Source organism: Paenibacillus terrisolis, from assembly GCF_056171975.1.
In genome coordinates this window covers 25759-41420 of sequence record NZ_JBKFGG010000033.1, presented here as the reverse complement: position 1 = coordinate 41420, position 15662 = coordinate 25759, and the positions used below count along the sequence as shown (strand labels likewise).

12 protein-coding genes are annotated in these 15662 nt (G+C 54.0%); all 12 read right to left on the bottom strand.

Annotated elements, in window-relative coordinates:
• Positions 1 to 8: 8 nt before the first annotated feature.
• The 12 genes from nuoE to ACI48K_RS21175 all read right to left on the bottom strand — a co-directional run bounded on the left by nuoE (position 9) and on the right by ACI48K_RS21175 (position 15546).
• The gene (nuoE, locus tag ACI48K_RS21230) at positions 9 to 518 is read right to left on the bottom strand and encodes an NADH-quinone oxidoreductase subunit NuoE (RefSeq protein ID WP_475029637.1); all 510 of its coding nucleotides are present in this window, start codon (positions 516 to 518) and stop codon (positions 9 to 11) included.
• Between the two features lie 35 nt (positions 519 to 553).
• Positions 554 to 2845 carry a thiamine pyrophosphate-dependent enzyme gene (locus ACI48K_RS21225; protein ID WP_475029636.1) on the bottom strand — a complete coding sequence of 764 codons (2292 nt, stop codon included), beginning with the start codon at positions 2843 to 2845 and terminating at the stop codon, positions 554 to 556.
• 20 nt (positions 2846 to 2865) lie between these two features.
• The gene (locus ACI48K_RS21220; RefSeq protein ID WP_475029635.1) at positions 2866 to 3855 is read right to left on the bottom strand and encodes a 2-oxoacid:acceptor oxidoreductase family protein; all 990 of its coding nucleotides are present in this window, start codon (positions 3853 to 3855) and stop codon (positions 2866 to 2868) included.
• Between the two features lie 59 nt (positions 3856 to 3914).
• Positions 3915 to 4976 (bottom strand): [FeFe] hydrogenase H-cluster radical SAM maturase HydE, encoded by a 1062-nt coding sequence (gene hydE / locus ACI48K_RS21215; protein WP_475029634.1) that lies wholly within the window; start codon positions 4974 to 4976, stop codon positions 3915 to 3917.
• Positions 4977 to 5436: 460 nt separating this feature from the next.
• Complete coding sequence (locus tag ACI48K_RS21210) at positions 5437 to 5718, bottom strand: RNA-binding S4 domain-containing protein (RefSeq protein ID WP_475029633.1); 282 nt, start codon at positions 5716 to 5718, stop codon at positions 5437 to 5439.
• A complete protein-coding gene (locus ACI48K_RS21205) occupies positions 5718 to 5990 on the bottom strand; it encodes an HU family DNA-binding protein (RefSeq protein ID WP_068784357.1) in 273 nt (90 codons plus the stop codon). The genes ACI48K_RS21210 and ACI48K_RS21205 overlap by 1 nt, the downstream gene beginning before the upstream one ends.
• Positions 5991 to 6172: 182 nt before the next feature.
• The gene (gene yabN, locus ACI48K_RS21200; protein WP_475029632.1) at positions 6173 to 7669 is read right to left on the bottom strand and encodes a bifunctional methyltransferase/pyrophosphohydrolase YabN; all 1497 of its coding nucleotides are present in this window, start codon (positions 7667 to 7669) and stop codon (positions 6173 to 6175) included.
• A 163-nt stretch (positions 7670 to 7832) separates the two neighbouring features.
• Positions 7833 to 9458 (bottom strand): putative polysaccharide biosynthesis protein, encoded by a 1626-nt coding sequence (locus ACI48K_RS21195; protein WP_475029631.1) that lies wholly within the window; start codon positions 9456 to 9458, stop codon positions 7833 to 7835.
• 172 nt (positions 9459 to 9630) lie between these two features.
• Positions 9631 to 10173, bottom strand: coding sequence for a stage V sporulation protein T (gene spoVT / locus ACI48K_RS21190; protein WP_475029630.1), 543 nt, complete (start codon positions 10171 to 10173; stop codon positions 9631 to 9633).
• 331 nt (positions 10174 to 10504) lie between these two features.
• Positions 10505 to 11644, bottom strand: coding sequence for a peptidylprolyl isomerase (locus ACI48K_RS21185; protein WP_475029629.1), 1140 nt, complete (start codon positions 11642 to 11644; stop codon positions 10505 to 10507).
• Positions 11631 to 15155, bottom strand: a complete 3525-nt coding sequence (mfd, locus tag ACI48K_RS21180; RefSeq protein WP_475029628.1) for a transcription-repair coupling factor — start codon at positions 15153 to 15155, stop codon at positions 11631 to 11633. The genes ACI48K_RS21185 and mfd overlap by 14 nt, the downstream gene beginning before the upstream one ends.
• 160 nt (positions 15156 to 15315) lie before the next feature.
• A complete protein-coding gene (locus ACI48K_RS21175; protein WP_475029627.1) occupies positions 15316 to 15546 on the bottom strand; it encodes an anti-sigma-F factor Fin in 231 nt (76 codons plus the stop codon).
• Positions 15547 to 15662: the final 116 nt, after the last annotated feature.

Below are 15662 nucleotides of genomic sequence, written 5' to 3'. Positions count from 1 at the left end.
CCCTCCACCTAGTGCGTCTCCACAGGTGTACGCATCTGCTTCAGAATTTTGGGAATCTCATTAGGCGTTAACCGGCCGTACACCTTTTCTCCGATCGTCATGACCGGAGCCAAACCGCAGGCACCAAGGCAGCGGGTGGCGTCAAGCGTGAATTTGCCGTCCGGCGTCGTGCCTTGAACCGGAATGTTCAACTCCTGGCTGAGCCGGTCCAAGATGGACTGCGCCCCCTTGATATAGCAGGCCGTACCCATGCAAACGCGAATGACATGCTCCCCTTTAGGCTCCAGCGAGAAGAACGAATAGAATGTGGCCACGCCGTAAATCTCCGCCAAAGGCATATCCAATTCCTTGGATACGAGCTGAAGCGCCTCCTCCGGCAAATATCCGTAGAGGTCCTGAATCTCGTGGAGCACAGGGATTAGCGCCCCCTGCATTTGGCGAAACTGCTCTATGGTGGCTTTTACTTTCTCCAGCCGCTCATCCGGCTGCTTTCCTTGACAGTTGCAAGTGCCTTCCATCGTCGATTATCCTCCTTCCTCGTCCTCCAAAGAGACTACAGCAGCGGGGACTCGTGTCTCAGTTTGAGCCGTTCCCAGCGGCGTTCGACTTCTTCCTCAAAAGCGGACAGCAATTCTTGATCATTCAGCATGTGTTTGGTTTTACCCATCGATTTGAGCCATTCGGCCACCGGAATCCGGGCGTTTTTCGCTTCCGGGTTGTAGGTGATCGTCGTTACGCCGCGTTCGATTTCGTACAGCGGGAAGAAGCAGGAATCGACGGCCGTCTTAAGGATTTTGGTGCCGAGCTGTTCTTCGGAACGCCAGTTCAGCGGGCAAGCGCTCAGCACTTTGCCGTAAACGAGGCCTTCATTCTGTGCGTACCACTGGGCTTTTGCGGCTTTCATGATCAGATCCTGCGGCATGGATTCTACCCCGGTAAAGACATATGGAATATTGGTAGCCGCCATAATTTCCGGCGTATCCTTGTGATGGAACGCTTTGCCCTTCTGTTTCTTGCCGACGCCCGATGTGCTGGTTTGATGGCCGAGCGGTGTCGAATAGGAGAGCTGGGAACCCGTATTCATGTACCCTTCGTTGTCGTATTCCAGAATGATCATCTTATGATTGCGCAGGGCTGCGCCGATCGCCGGCCCCATCCCGATATCCATCCCTCCGTCACCCGTAACCATGATGAAGGTGACGTTATCGGACACATCGATCTCGCCGCGGCGTTTGCGTTCCCAGAATGCCTCCACAACGCCCGAGACCGTAGCCGCCCCGTTTTGGAACAAGTTGTGGATAAAGGTCTGTTTATGCGAAGTAAAAGGATATCCGGCGGTAACTACATAAGAGCATCCGGTTTGGAACAGAGTCACGACGTCGCCTTCAATGCCTTTATAAAACAGTTCAAGCGACGTGATGGCGCTGCAGCCCGGACACGCGCCGTGCCCCGGAGCAAGCCGTTTCGGCTTCACGGTCAGGCTGCGAAGCGGCGGCAGCTTCACCTTCAGCTTACCGGTAGCTTCATCCGGTGTAATCTGGATCAGGCCGGTATTAAATACGTCGCCGTGTTGCGGAGACATTACCGGCTTCAATTGATTCTCCGGATCTCCCGGCTCCTGTCCGAAGTAATCGAACGGAACCTCCGCTTTACCCTTCTCCGTGGCTTCGATAGCCAGACGGAAAAAGGCCTCGGCATCGTCCGGGTAAAAGTCTTTCCCGCCTAGGCCGAACACCCGCGAAAGCACGATGGTTTCATTATCCGGGTCAAGCTTCAGCGCAGAACGCACCTCATGCGTCATATTGCCGCCTTGGGCGCCGTAGGAATCGGCCCGTTCGCCCACCAGTAAGGCTTTGACGTTCTTTAGCGCAGCACGCAGCTCTTCCGCCGGGAACGGACGGATGATGTTTGGACGGACAAGCCCGGCTTTAATCCCTTCAGCCCGCAGCTTGTCGACGATAGCCTTGGCCGATTCGGCCGCGGAATTGAGCAGGAACAACGCGACTTCGGCGTCCTCCATCCGGTACAGTTCAAGCGTCGGATATTGGCGGCCCGAGAGTCGTCCGTATTCGTCCGCAACCTCTTTGTACACTTCGGCGGCGCGCTCATGCGCGAGAGACAATTGATAGTGGTTGTTCGTCAGGTCCTCGCCGTTCATATGAGCCCCTACGGTGATGGGGTTGGCGGGGTCGATGACATTGTCGAACCCGGCCGGCGGCGTCTCGCCAACGAATGCGCGAACCGTCTTGCCGTCGGTAAAATAACTGAGCTTCCGTTTTTGATGCGAGGTGAAAAAGCCGTCGTAGGCGACGATGACCGGCAGACGGACATCGGCATGCTCGGACAGCTTCAGCGCAATGATGTTCATGTCGTATACGGCCTGCGGCGTGCTCGCCGTCAAGATCAGCCAGCCCGTGTTCAGCGCGTAATACAGGTCGGAGTGGTCGCCGCGGATATCCAACGGACCGCTGATCGCCCGGGTGACGAGATTCAGCACCATCGGGAACCGCGTGCCCGACTGCACCGGCAGCTGCTCAATCATATACATGAAGCCGTTGGCGCTCGTGGCATTGATGACCCGCGCGCCGCTGATCGCAGCGCCGTAGCAGATCCCCGCCGAGCCGTGTTCGCCGTCGGCCGCGATCAGCTTGATATCATGCAGCCCCTGCGATTTCTTCTGATCCAGAATTTGCGCCACTTCGGTAGACGGCGTAATCGGAAAATACCCCATGATATGATAGTTGATATGCGTGGCAGCCATGGCTGCCGCTTCGTTGCCGGATTCAAACGCAACCACTTGCTCGGCCGCCGCCAAGGCCGTCATTTTTTCTTCCGTTATTGACATAGCAATTGTCCTCCTTCTGCTTAATTAAAAACGTGGGCCACGCGGTGGCTGTCGGCATACCCAAGCTCTTCCCGGCGAACGGACAGCGATCCCGTCGGGCAAACCTCCACGCATTTCAGGCAGCCTTTGCAATATTGATAATCGATGCCGCGCAGAAACATCTGCTGCCGTCCCTTTTTGTCCTCGCCGGATTCCCATACGAAACAAAGGTCGGGACAAATCGCGTCGCAGTTGGCGCAGTGAATACAGGACTCCATGTTCAGTTCGGGTAAAAAGCCTTGGCGCGAGCCGCTGAGATCCTTCAGTAAGCTGTTGCCCTGCGTCTTGATCACGCCTCCCATTTCCTGCGTTTCATAACCAAGCTGAGGCTTTTCCCGTTCAAAGCTAGCCACGGCACCTGCCGGCGCTTCGATCGTCTGGAACTTCACTTCCTGGTAGCCCCGGTCAAACGTGCGCAAATTGGGCTCGACAAGCTGCGGGTACTTCTTCTGGAACGTATGTCTGATGACTTCGCGCATCGATTCCGGGTCGAGGAAATCGCATATCCGGAATAGCGCGCCCAGCATCGAGGTGTTTACCTTGGTATGTTCGTCGATCGCGATGCCCATGGCATCAATGACCGCGAGCGTCCCGTAAGGGAATTTCAAGTCGCGGCGGATTTCCTCGAAATCACGGGTGGAATTGACCAATAGCACCCCGTCCGGCTTCAAACCGCTAAGAACGTTGACCGTTTTGTGCAGCGCTTCGTGGAACAGCCCGATTACGTCCGGCTGTTCAATCGGGCTATGGTCGTGAATGGGCACATCCGATTCGCAAAAGCGGACAAAGCTTTTGACCGGCGAGCCTTTCTTCTCCGAGCCATAAGACGAGAAATTCGCTCCGTTTAGCCCAAGTCCCAGTACCCCGGATTCCGCCATCATTTTCCCGGCAAGATTGGCCCCGAGACCGCCGATGGACTCCAGCCGGATTTCGAAGAATCCCAGCTCGTTCGTTTTGGTAAGTATACTCATGCGTCCTTTCTCCTCTACGTTTTATTTGAGAAATATTTCACATTTGGGTAGCGCTGGAACTATACTTCCATTGGTTTGGCAGACAGTGATTTCAGACTATCCCCCCTTCCCATATCCACGGAAAAGCCGGCCGCTCTTATGCGAAGCCCCAGACAACCAAGGCACTGCGCCGACTCTTCGCCGGTACACACCTTGTTTTCATAGAGCGCATATTTCTTACGAACAGCTACGGGTGACAAGTTCGGCATGACCACGTTTGCGCCTACCTTTAAAGCCATCTCTCGCCCGGTTGGGCTCAGAGTGGCCAGTGCAGTCGTGGCGGGAATCAGCGCGTCCGGCATAAACAATCGGGTTAACGCTACCATCACCAATGTATCTTCAATCGTACCGGCTTTCGCATATTTCAGCGGAGTATTGCGATGTGGAATAAATGGGCCGATGCCGATCATGTCCGGCTGGAGTGCTTTTAAATACCAGAGGTCCTCCGCCAAATCCCAAGCGGTCTGTCCAGGCAGGCCAACCATAAATCCGGCCCCTATCTGGTAACCTATCTCCTGCAGGAGGCTGATGCAGTTCCGGCGATTCTCGAAAGACATGGAAGGATGGAGCGATTGGTACAAGCGTTCGGAAGCGGTTTCATGACGCATTAAAAAACGATCCGCACCTGCTTCGTACAACCTTCTGTAGGTTTTCTCGTCCCTTTCGCCGATCGATAAAGTGACCGCGGTATCCGGAAAACGGGCTTTGATCGTTTCGATCAGCTCCGCCAGAATGTCCTCCGTATACCAAAAATCTTCCCCGCTCTGCAGAACGAAGGTACGGAACCCCAGGTTGTACCCTTCCTGGCAGCAATCAAGAATCTGCTGGGGTTTCAGACGGTACCGCTTGGCTACGCGGTTGCCCGCCCGAAGTCCGCAGTACAGGCAGTTCTGTTTGCAGCAGCTGGAAAATTCAATCAAGCCGCGGAGATATACTTGATCTCCATACTTTTGCATTCGCTTCATATGGGCATATTGATACAGCTCGTTCCGGGACTCGGTATCAAGATGCTCCAGCAGATAGACGATTTCATCATTGGATAGCTCTCCGCGAAAATACAGCTTACGAATTAACTGTTTCATCAGCGATCATCCTTGTATGATTACGTTTGTTTATCAATATGGCGCTATAAGCAAATGATGAGTGAAGGTATTGTGAATAATTTCACAAATAAAGCGGTTACATTTCCATTTAACATAAACTTGGATCAATAACTCGGCATAACATGGCTTTCGTACAAAACAACGTTAAACGGTGAGATGGAGTAAATCCGGGATGTGATCATAGAAGCATTAAGAGTGTTTGTTGGATCAGAGGTGTTTTCTATGGAGCATTGATTCATTTCGTCCCTAGACGTCAATTAGAGGTGCTTACGATAAGCAAATGTGAGTGGAATTAGGGTTAAGTAAAACTGATATAACTTATTTTACCATTAATAAGTGGTTTGGTTTGAGACATTTCTTACACTTCTTTAGTTTGCATCGAGTGAAAAAGGCATGCCCCGTCAACATGACGGGGACATGCCTTTAGCCTCTCGTGTTTTCAGGACCAGTCCAGACCGGTATCCTTCGCGATTGGCTCTTCCTTCACCAAGGTATACATGGTGGCAGCTTCATCCTTGCGAGTCGTCTCCGCGAGACGTTCAACGCGCACCGTCACCAGCTTTTGGCCGAATTGAACGGTAATCTCGTCGCCCACCTTCACAGTACTGCTCGGTTTGGATTCGCGCCCGTTAATCAGGACTCTTCCTTGTTCGGAGACATCCTTCGCTACCGTGCGCCGCTTAATCAACCGTGACACCTTAAGGAATTTATCAAGACGCATTATTTTACAGCTTCTTTAAGTTTGTTGCCCGCTTTAAATGCCGGAACATTGGATGCCGGGATTTCGATCGTTTTGCCGGTTTGCGGGTTACGGCCCGTACGGCCGGAGCGTTTGCGGGTTTCGAACGTACCGAAGCCGATCAATTGTACTTTGTCTCCGCCAGCGAGAGCGTCGGTGATTTCACCGAGGAATCCGTTAAGAACAGATTCAACGTCTTTCTTAGTCAAACCGCTTTTGCTGGAAATGTTGTTGATCAGATCTGTTTTGTTCATCAATAATGCCTCCCAATAATTAAGAAAATAGATGATACCACGGCACTACAGGCATTTAGCCCGATAAGCCGTGCGATTATCTTTGTATGAGTATTCTTGCTTTTCTTTGAAAATCCTTCCGGGAAGGGAAACTTTTTTTTGATTTTTTCGCAAAAAAACCGAAATTTAGGCCTTTTCTCCCATCATTCCCGTTCTTTCGACTTAGCTTCTTCCCATAGTGCATCCATTTCGGATAAGCTGCTGAATTCTGTCGATTTGCCGAGTTCTTTCAGCCTTTGCTCGACATAATGAAAACGTCGGGTGAATTTGGTCATCGTCCGCGATAAAGCCTCCTCAGGGTCAGCCCCGATAAAGCGAGCCGCGTTCACGACGGAGAACAGGACATCCCCCAGCTCCAGCGCCTGATCGGCCGGACCTTCGCCGTCTTCCACCGCTTTCTTCAGCTCGGCGATTTCCTCCTCCAGCTTGCTCCAGACTCCGTCGATCGATTCCCAGTCGAATCCGGCTTTCGCCGCTTTTTTCTGCAACTTGTAAGCCTTCATGAGCGCAGGCAAATCCCGCGGAACCCCGTCCAGCGCCGACAGTTTCTGGGGTTCAATGCCCTTTCGGCGCTTCTCTTCCGCCTTCATGGCTTCCCAGTTGTTCAGCGCCGCCTCGGCATCCTCCGCGTTCAAATTGCCAAATACATGAGGATGACGGTACAGCAGCTTCTCATTGAGTCCCTGAATGACATCATAGACGTTGAAGGCGCCCATTTCCTCTTCCATCTGGGAATGAAGCATAATTTGTAACAGCAGGTCGCCGAGCTCTTCGCGCATATGATCCGGGTCGTCCTCATCGATCGTCTCAATGACCTCATAGGTCTCTTCTATGAGGTGTTTACGGAGTGATTCGTGGGTCTGCTCCCGGTCCCAAGGGCAGCCGCCCGGACTGCGCAAAATCGTTACGATTTCGTGGAGGCGCTGGAAGCTGCGAATACGCAGTAAGTCCTCGCTGCTTGCCGGTACGTAGACCAGCGACAGATTGCCGAAATCCGGATCCCGATCGAGCTCGAACAGCGGTACTCTGGCGATCCGCTCCCGTCCCTCCACACCAAGGGCATGTCCAACAACGACTTCATAGTCGTCGGGGTAGATGTCCATCAAGCTCAGCTTCACTTCAGAGGCGGTAAACGCATCATATACCTGACCGATCAACGTATGCAGCCTCGGGTCTATACGTCCTCCGGACAAATCGGAAGCGTCCAGGAGCTGGAAGCCTTCGATGGGGTCAAAGCCCAGCCGCACAAAAGCTTCGTCCAGGAAGCTCTCTCCCCCGATCACATTCAGGGTGATTCCCTCCTGCGGAGCACGTTCGCGAAGCAGCTTGACCGTCGCCTCGGCGACCATCGGATGACCGGGAACGGCGTATACGATTTCCTGACCGTCCGCAGCTGCTTTGGCCCGGTCCAGAAGGCGCGCCGAAATTTCTTCGTAGACGGAAGGAAAATCGTCTTTGGCCTCGTACACCTCGTCAAACGAGACAAAAGATATGCCGGTTCCCTCCAGCCAATTCACCACCGGATGATCCTTGGTGCGCACGAACCGTTCAGCGGCTTCCTGCAGGCGTCTTAGGCTTCCTAACGTCAGCCGGTCGGGATCTCCCGAGCCGAGACCTACCACCGTAAGAATTGCGCTCATCTTCCTCATTCACACTCCTGTCGTCTGGCATGTACCTTACTATACCACTTGTTGGGGCGGATTACGAAATCCTCAAGGCCGAAAACCGCGTAAAACAGGCCGGTTGGCGGCCGGCCGCGAACGCGATGCGGCCCGCCTCAAAGCGGATGCGCCGCGTATGGCGCTACCGCAGCAGCCGCAGCTTCCGAAGCGCCTTCAGCAGCTTCGGCCCCACCCGCGGCAGCGCCTCGAGCTCTGCCGCGGTGAGCAGTCGCGTCCGCAGCACGGCGGCCGCGAATACGGCTGCGCCGAGCAGCACGCCGAGCAGGCTCACGGCCGCGGCGATCGCGCGGCCGGACGGCAGCACGGCGGCGGCAAGGCGCAGCGCGCCGACGGCGGCCGCCATCGCCAGGGCGGCCGTGGCGGGCCGCAGCAGCGCGTCCCGCAGGCGCGGACGCAGCCCCGCGCGGCGCAGCAGCAGCACGAGGTTGAGCGCTGCTGCTGCGCTGTAGGCGGCGATGCCGGCAATGGCGGCGCCGGCGATGCCAAGCTGCGGCACGAGCAGCGCGTTCAGCGCCGTTTTGAGCAGCGCGGCGGCGAGCAGGTGCAGCGCCGGGGCGCGGACGGCGCCGAGGCCCTGCAGCAGCGCCGCCGTCACGGCGACAAGCGCGCCCGGGGCCGCCGTCCAGGCGATCCAGGCCATCGTGCCGCTGCCAAGCCGATCCTCGTACAGCATGACGTTGATCGGCTCAGCAAGCAGGGCCAACCCCACCGAGGAGGCCAGTCCGATCAGCCAAAACCAGCGCAGCGCCATCCGGGTATGCCGGCGGATTCCCTCCGCGTCGCCTTTGACGTTCAACTCCGCCATCGCCGGAATAAACAGCACCGACAAGGAGGACGCCAGCATTGTCACGAGTTGCACCAGCGGAATACCCCGATTGTAAACGCCCACTTCGGCCATAATCCGAAGCTCGTCCCCTTTGTCAGCCAGCAGGCGGGGCAGCGTAAAGGTGTCCACCAGGCTGATCAACGGCACGGCCAGCGAGGCTAGGCAGATCGGCACGGCATACTTCAAAACAGCTCGCAACAGCACGAGTTTGGACGTTCCGCCGTTCTTCTCGACTCCGTTAACGATGCCTCCCCGACGGCCGGCCTGTCTACGGTATCTCCGCCAATACAGCAGCATCACGATAAACCCTCCGGCCGCCCCCGCGGAAGATCCCGCCAGCGCACCCCCGGCAAGCGCCGGGTCCGGTGAAGCCAGGCCACTGAGATAAAGCAGCAGGATGATCATCACCGTTACTCGGACGGCCTGCTCAATCACCTGTGAAACCGCCGTCGGCTTCATATCCTGCAGGCCTTGAAAATACCCGCGCAGCGCGGAGCTGAACGGAAAGAACAGCAGCGCCGGAGCCGCGCTGCGCAAGGCAGGGACCAACTGGCTGCTGCCGATGGCCTGCGAGATCCACGGGGCGCCCATGTACATAAATACGCAAGCCGCAAAACCCAAAGCGGCCATCACAAGCATCATCAGACGCAGCACCTCGCGCTGTTCGTCTTCCCGCCCCCGGACATGCCGCTCGGCGGTGAATTTGGCGATAGCCGCCTGAAATCCGGCGGTTGCCAACGTAATGATAATCGTATAAAAAGGGTAGACGGTATTGTAAATGCCAAAAACGCCGTCTCCCCCGATATTTTGCAGCGGTATCTTCTGCAGCATGCCCAGCAGCTTGGTCAGCAGCGCCGCTATACTCAAAACGGCGGCGCCCCTCAGCAGCTTCGAAGACAAGTTATCGTTCGGCTCTTCCATGGTTACCTACTTTTCGTCGTAAAATGGTCTTGCCCGCAGGTTCCATTATAAGACGAAAAAGAGGACGAAAACAAAAAAACTTACACATTCTTTGCCTCGGGAGACGGCTTGGCCCCCCGCAGGCTGCAGAAATGTGTAAGTTGAGGTTGCGCGAAAGCTTCGTGCCCCGCGTCTACTGCTCCATTTGTTTACCGAGAAAACCTGCTGCCGTCTCGGCCATCTTCGACTCGAGATCGGACATTTTCACCGATTCGTCTTTGTTCAACAGCAACACCGTACCGATCGGGTCGCCGCCCGTAATGATCGGAGCGATGACGAACGAAGAAATCTGCTCTGCGTGATCCTTGCTGATCTCGTACATGCCTGTCTCGGTTTCCTTGATGATTTTACGGCCGTCCATACTGCTTTCGAGCAAAGAGCTGACCTGTTTGTCGAGGTACTCCTTCTTGGATGCCCCGGCCACGGCGATCAAGGTATCGCGGTCGGAAATAATGGTGACATGCCCGGTGCTTTCATATAAAGATTCGGCATATTCCTTGGCGAAATCGCCCAATTCGCCGATCGGAGAATACTTCTTCAGAATCACTTCCCCGTCCCGGTCAACGAAAATTTCGAGTGGGTCGCCTTCCCGGATCCGCAAAGTACGGCGGATTTCTTTAGGAATTACAACACGGCCAAGATCATCGATACGGCGTACAATACCAGTAGCTTTCATTTCACTTGTTGCCCCGCTTTCTTAAGATGTTTTGAACTACTGTTTAAATAATTTAAATATCCCTTCAGGTGCTGGATTGCCTTCTTATGCAAAGCCTGCTCAGCGCAGACGATTGACATCCCGAGCCTTCCCAAGATCGGCTTTCGGACAGGTTGTTCGGAATGGAGGGATTTAGTAACCCTTAATTCTGGTCATAGTATTTATCCCTTCCCAGCACCTTATTCATCAAATGAACCCATGTTTTTTAAATCCTTCATATGCATAAGGGAGCAAAACAGCAGCACGACGGATCGCGCTGCTGCTGTTTTAGCATCCCGGAAAAGAATTCCCGTTATTTGGTGGTACCGTTCGAGCTGCTGTTGCCTGTGCTGTTGCTGCCGCTCTTATCGGTACCTGCATTGGTTCCGGAATTGGTACCTGCGTTAGTGCCTGCGTTCGTCCCTGCATTAGTGCCATTACCGGAGGTTCCGCCGCTGTTCCCGGCTTTATTTTCGACTTTAGGCAATTCGATTTTCTTGATGATTTTCTTCTCCAGGTCGCCGGACATGAACTCGTCCAATTTGCCGGAAGCAATGGTCGTTTTAATCGTATCCTTTTGGTCTTGCGTCAGGTCCTCGAACTTTTTCTCGGTCCGTTTTTCCACGCGGATAATGTGATATCCGTATTCAGTTTCCACCGGATCGCCGATCTTGTTGACGGGTTGGGTCAGAGCCGCATTCTTGAACGCATCCACCCATTGGCTGACTTCGGTATCGGCATACAGGCCGCCGTTGTCTTTCGAGCCGGTATCATCGCTGTATTGCTTGGCCAAAGTCGCAAAATCTTCACCCTTGTCCAATCTGGATTTAATATCCTTGGCCAATTTGAGGGCATCCTCCGGTGTGCGCGTTTTGCCTGCGGAATCGGTCAGACCGATCAGAATATGGCGTACCGAGGCGACGGTGTAATCCGATTTGGTTGCGTCGAATTCCTTCTGCACTTCATCGTCGGTCACTTTTGCGAGTTCGCTTTCCATGACGGTATAAACGCGAACCATGTAGTTTTTGAATTCATCTTCGGTGATCTTTTGCGTGTCGAGCATTTGCTTGAACGAATCGGCGCCCATCGAAGTTTTCATGGTTTCGAATTGATCCTCTGCCTTTTTCTTACCGGCTTCCTTGGCTTTATCGTCCGTTTTGGTTTCCAGATATTCATAAGCGATTTCCTGTTTGATCAGATAGTCGCGGAAATCGTCCATTTGCATGTACTGCTCCATTTGCGGTTGAAGCGCCAGGACGATGCGTTGCTCCCGGTCAAACTCGTTCTCCGTGATTTCCCCGCCGTCGTAAGTGGCGATGACTTTGCTCGTATCCTTGCCGCCGGCCGCTTGATTATCGTCTTTCTTGCCGCAGCCCGCCATCACGGAAATTGACATTACTGCCACGAGGGCAATGAGCAGCGTTTTCCAAGAACGCCCTTTACTTTGAAACATTTTGTAGTTCCCCTTTCGCTTTGAACGAGTCCTTCAGGGCATCCAGAAATTGTTCCAACAGGCCCATCAACTCTTTGTCGTCCATTCCCTTGGTTTTGATCCGGATCAGCATACCCGATCCTTGGTTAAATTGTACACGTCTTCCGAACAGATTGCCAACTTCGGCAAGCCTAGTCGGTACGACTACCTTCTCGCGCCCTTCGTAGAACTTGATGGTGACTTCTTCTCCGCGCAGAATGATCGATTCGATGCCGTATTGCTTGCCGTAAAGCTTCACTTTGGCGACAGAAAGCAGGTTTTGAACGGCTTCCGGCAATTCCCCGAACCGGTCAAGCAGCTCGTCCTCCAGCTCCGAGACGTCTTCGAAGGAAGAAACAGACGCCGTTTTCTTGTAAATCTCAATCTTCTGAATACTATCATAAATATAATCGGATGGTAAATAGGCATCAATACCAAGATCGATTGAAGTGTTCCACGCGGATTCGACGGAAACCTCTTCTCCCAGCATCGAAACCTTGCGTTTTTGGATTTCCTCGGCGAGCATTTGCGAATACAAATCAAAACCTACGGAAGCGATAAAACCGTGCTGCTCGGCGCCGAGCAGATTGCCCGCACCGCGGATCGACAGGTCGCGCATCGCGATTTTGAAGCCGGACCCGAGCTCCGTAAATTCTTTGATCGATTGCAAACGTTTCTCCGCAACTTCCGTCAGGGACTTATCCCGCTGGTAGGTAAAATACGCATACGCAATCCGGTTGGACCGGCCTACGCGGCCGCGCAGCTGATACAGCTGAGAAAGCCCCATCTTGTCTGCGTCATGCACAATCAGCGTGTTGACGTTCGGGATATCGACCCCGGTCTCGATAATGCTCGTGCTGACCAGCACGTCGTATTCTCCGTCGAGGAAGTCGAGAATCGTCTTCTCGAGCTCCTGCTCCGACATCTGCCCGTGCCCTACGGCTACCCGCGCATCCGGCACCAGCATGGAAATTTGCGCCGCCATTTCCTGAATCCCCTGCACGCGATTGTACAGATAATAAATTTGTCCGCCCCGGGCCATTTCCCGTTCAACCGCCTCGCGGGTCAAAGCCTGGCTATGCTCCACTACATAAGTTTGGACCGGAAAGCGGTTCTCTGGCGGCGTCTCGATGACGGACAAGTCCCGCACCCCAAGCATCGACATATGCAGCGTTCTCGGGATTGGCGTCGCCGTCAGCGTCAGGACGTCCACATTCGTTTTGAGCTTTTTCAGCTTTTCTTTATGCGTAACGCCAAACCGCTGCTCTTCATCGACGATCAACAACCCTAAGTCCTTGAACACGAGATCCTGGGACAGCAGCCGGTGGGTCCCGATAACGATATCCACCGTTCCCTGCCGGACGCCCTTAATCGTCTCATTTTGCTCCTTGCGGCTGCGAAAACGGCTGAGGGACTGAATATTGATCGGATATCCGGCAAAACGTTCCCGGAACGTCTCATAATGCTGCTGCGCCAAAATCGTAGTCGGCACAAGGACAGCAACCTGTTTGCCTTCAATCGCAGCTTTGAACGCCGCGCGTATCGCCACTTCCGTCTTGCCATATCCAACGTCGCCGCACAGCAGACGGTCCATCGGACGGCTTTTTTCCATGTCTTTCTTGATTTCTTCAATGGCCCTAAGCTGATCCCGCGTCTCCTCGTAAGGGAACATCCCTTCGAATTCCTGCTGTTCCGGCGTATCCTTTTCAAACCCGAAGCCCGGCGCCGCTTGGCGCTCGGCATACAGCTTGATCAAATCATCGGCGATGTCCTGCACGGAGGAACGGACTTTATTTTTGACCCGGGTCCATTCATTGCCGCCCAGCTTGTAAATCTTCGGCTCTTTGTCTTCGGAGCCGACGTATTTCTGGATCATATCGATCTGTTCGATCGGCACCGACAGCTTATCGCCCCCCGCGTAGAGGATATGCATATAATCCCGGTGAATTCCGCTGACCTCCAGCGTTCCGATGCCAAGATATTTGCCGATCCCGTGATTCTGGTGAACGACATAATCGCCGATTTTGAGCTCGGTGTAGCTTTTGATCCGTTCAGCGTTGTCCATGCTCTTGCCGACTTTACGGGCTTTACGCTGTTTCTGAGAGAACATTTCCCCTTCGGTAATGACCACCAGATGCACCGAAGGCAGCTCAAATCCGGACTGCAGGTTGCCCTGCAGCAGCTGCGGCTCATCGATGCCGTAATCCATCAGCACCCGCCGTATGCGGTCCATGCGCTCTTCACCGCTCGCGAGCATAATGACGTTCGCTCCGCTCTTCTTCCAGCGTTCCATCTCAGCCTTCAGCACGTTCATCTGGCCATGGAAATCCTGCATCGACCGGCTGACGAAATTCAGGATGTTCTGCGGCTGGGTATGCGGCACCTGACGGAGGAACAACGACAGAAACAAGGTCTGGAACGGACGGTGGTACAGCACATGGTCTGCCTCAACAGCCAGCGGAAGCTCGGGGAGGCTTTTGCCGTTCTGGAATAAATGGAGATTCCATTCCGCTTCATCGCGTTCCAACTGTTTGGCCGTCTCCAGCAGTCTAGCCGGCTCGTCGAGAACTAGCAGCGTATTCTTGGGCATGTAGTCGTACAGCATCTTTCTCTCGGGATAGATCAGAGAAATATATTTATAGATTTCCGGAAAATACACATGCTCCCGAAGCAGCTCAATTTCTCTCGAGATTTCTTCGCGCAGCCGGATTTTCGCCTGACGGTCACTCATTTTCTCGAGCTGCTGCTCCAGCCGGTCGGCTGCAGCCTGGGCCGCGGCTTCAAGCCGGTCTCTGGAAGCGATCAGCTCTTTGCACGGCGGCACGAAAACCTCTTTGATCTGATCCACCGAGCGTTGATCCGCCGGATCGAAGGTCCGAATAGAGTCTATCTCATCGTCGAACAGCTCCACCCGGTACGCCATTGACGCCGTTAGCGGATAAAAATCGATGATTCCCCCGCGAAGGCTCATTTCTCCGCGTGACTCTACCCGTTCTACCCGCTCGTACCCGAGCTCGATCATTCTTTGCAGGAAATCCTCCAGTTGAAGCGTTCCGCCAAGCTTGATCGACAATCCCACACCGGACATAGCCTGCGGGGTTGGAATATATCGGCGGACGCCGGAATAAGGCACAACCACAATGCCCCGGAATTCTTGTGAGCACTGCAGCAGCACCTCAATTCTTTGCGCCAGCGTCTCCGGACTCGATACGGCCGATTCGGCGGCAACCAGCTCATTGGCCGGATATAACAATACCTCATCCGATGACAGCGCTTCCTGCAAATCTTCGTATATTTTCTGGGCCGAAAACATGTTATGGGTAACCACCAGCAACGGGCGATCCGTTTCCCGATGCAATGCGGCGAGCATCACCTGTCTGGATGAGCCCGATAGTCCCGAGATCAACTGTTCCTTCATTCCGGATTGAACGCCAGCCACCATGGAGGCGAAATCGGAATCTTTGGAAAAAGCCTGAATAAGTGCTTGTAACAAGTGAGGCACCTCTCTTATTGCTTATTAAATCTATATCTGACGAACAGCTTGTTCAGGTCTGCTGCCCGAACCAAAAAGGAGCCTCAGCAATCGTGCCAAGGCTCTATAACCGCTCAAAATCGGTGTAAGTTTCCTAAAAAATTCAACGTGAATGTACGGATCATTGCAAAGGATTGGCGAGCAGCGTCAGCTCAGGGTTGTTCTCGATGGCTTCCCTGCAATAATCGCATGTAACACGAACCGTCATTTCTCCGTTCGAATCATACGCTATTATATCTCTACGCTCATCGGGGGTCAAGGAATGGAAGCCCAGCTGCTCCTCGGATACATGAGGAGCCTCTATTCTACCAATAAACGTACGACAGTGCCGACACACATAATTTATAGCCATCTATATGCCTCCTGAAGAATCATTATGTCTGCCAGTATGCCCCAATTTACGGCATTCTAGCCTAACCCCTCAGTGATGATTTATTATCGGCGTTTGTACTTCGGCTCCCAATGAGA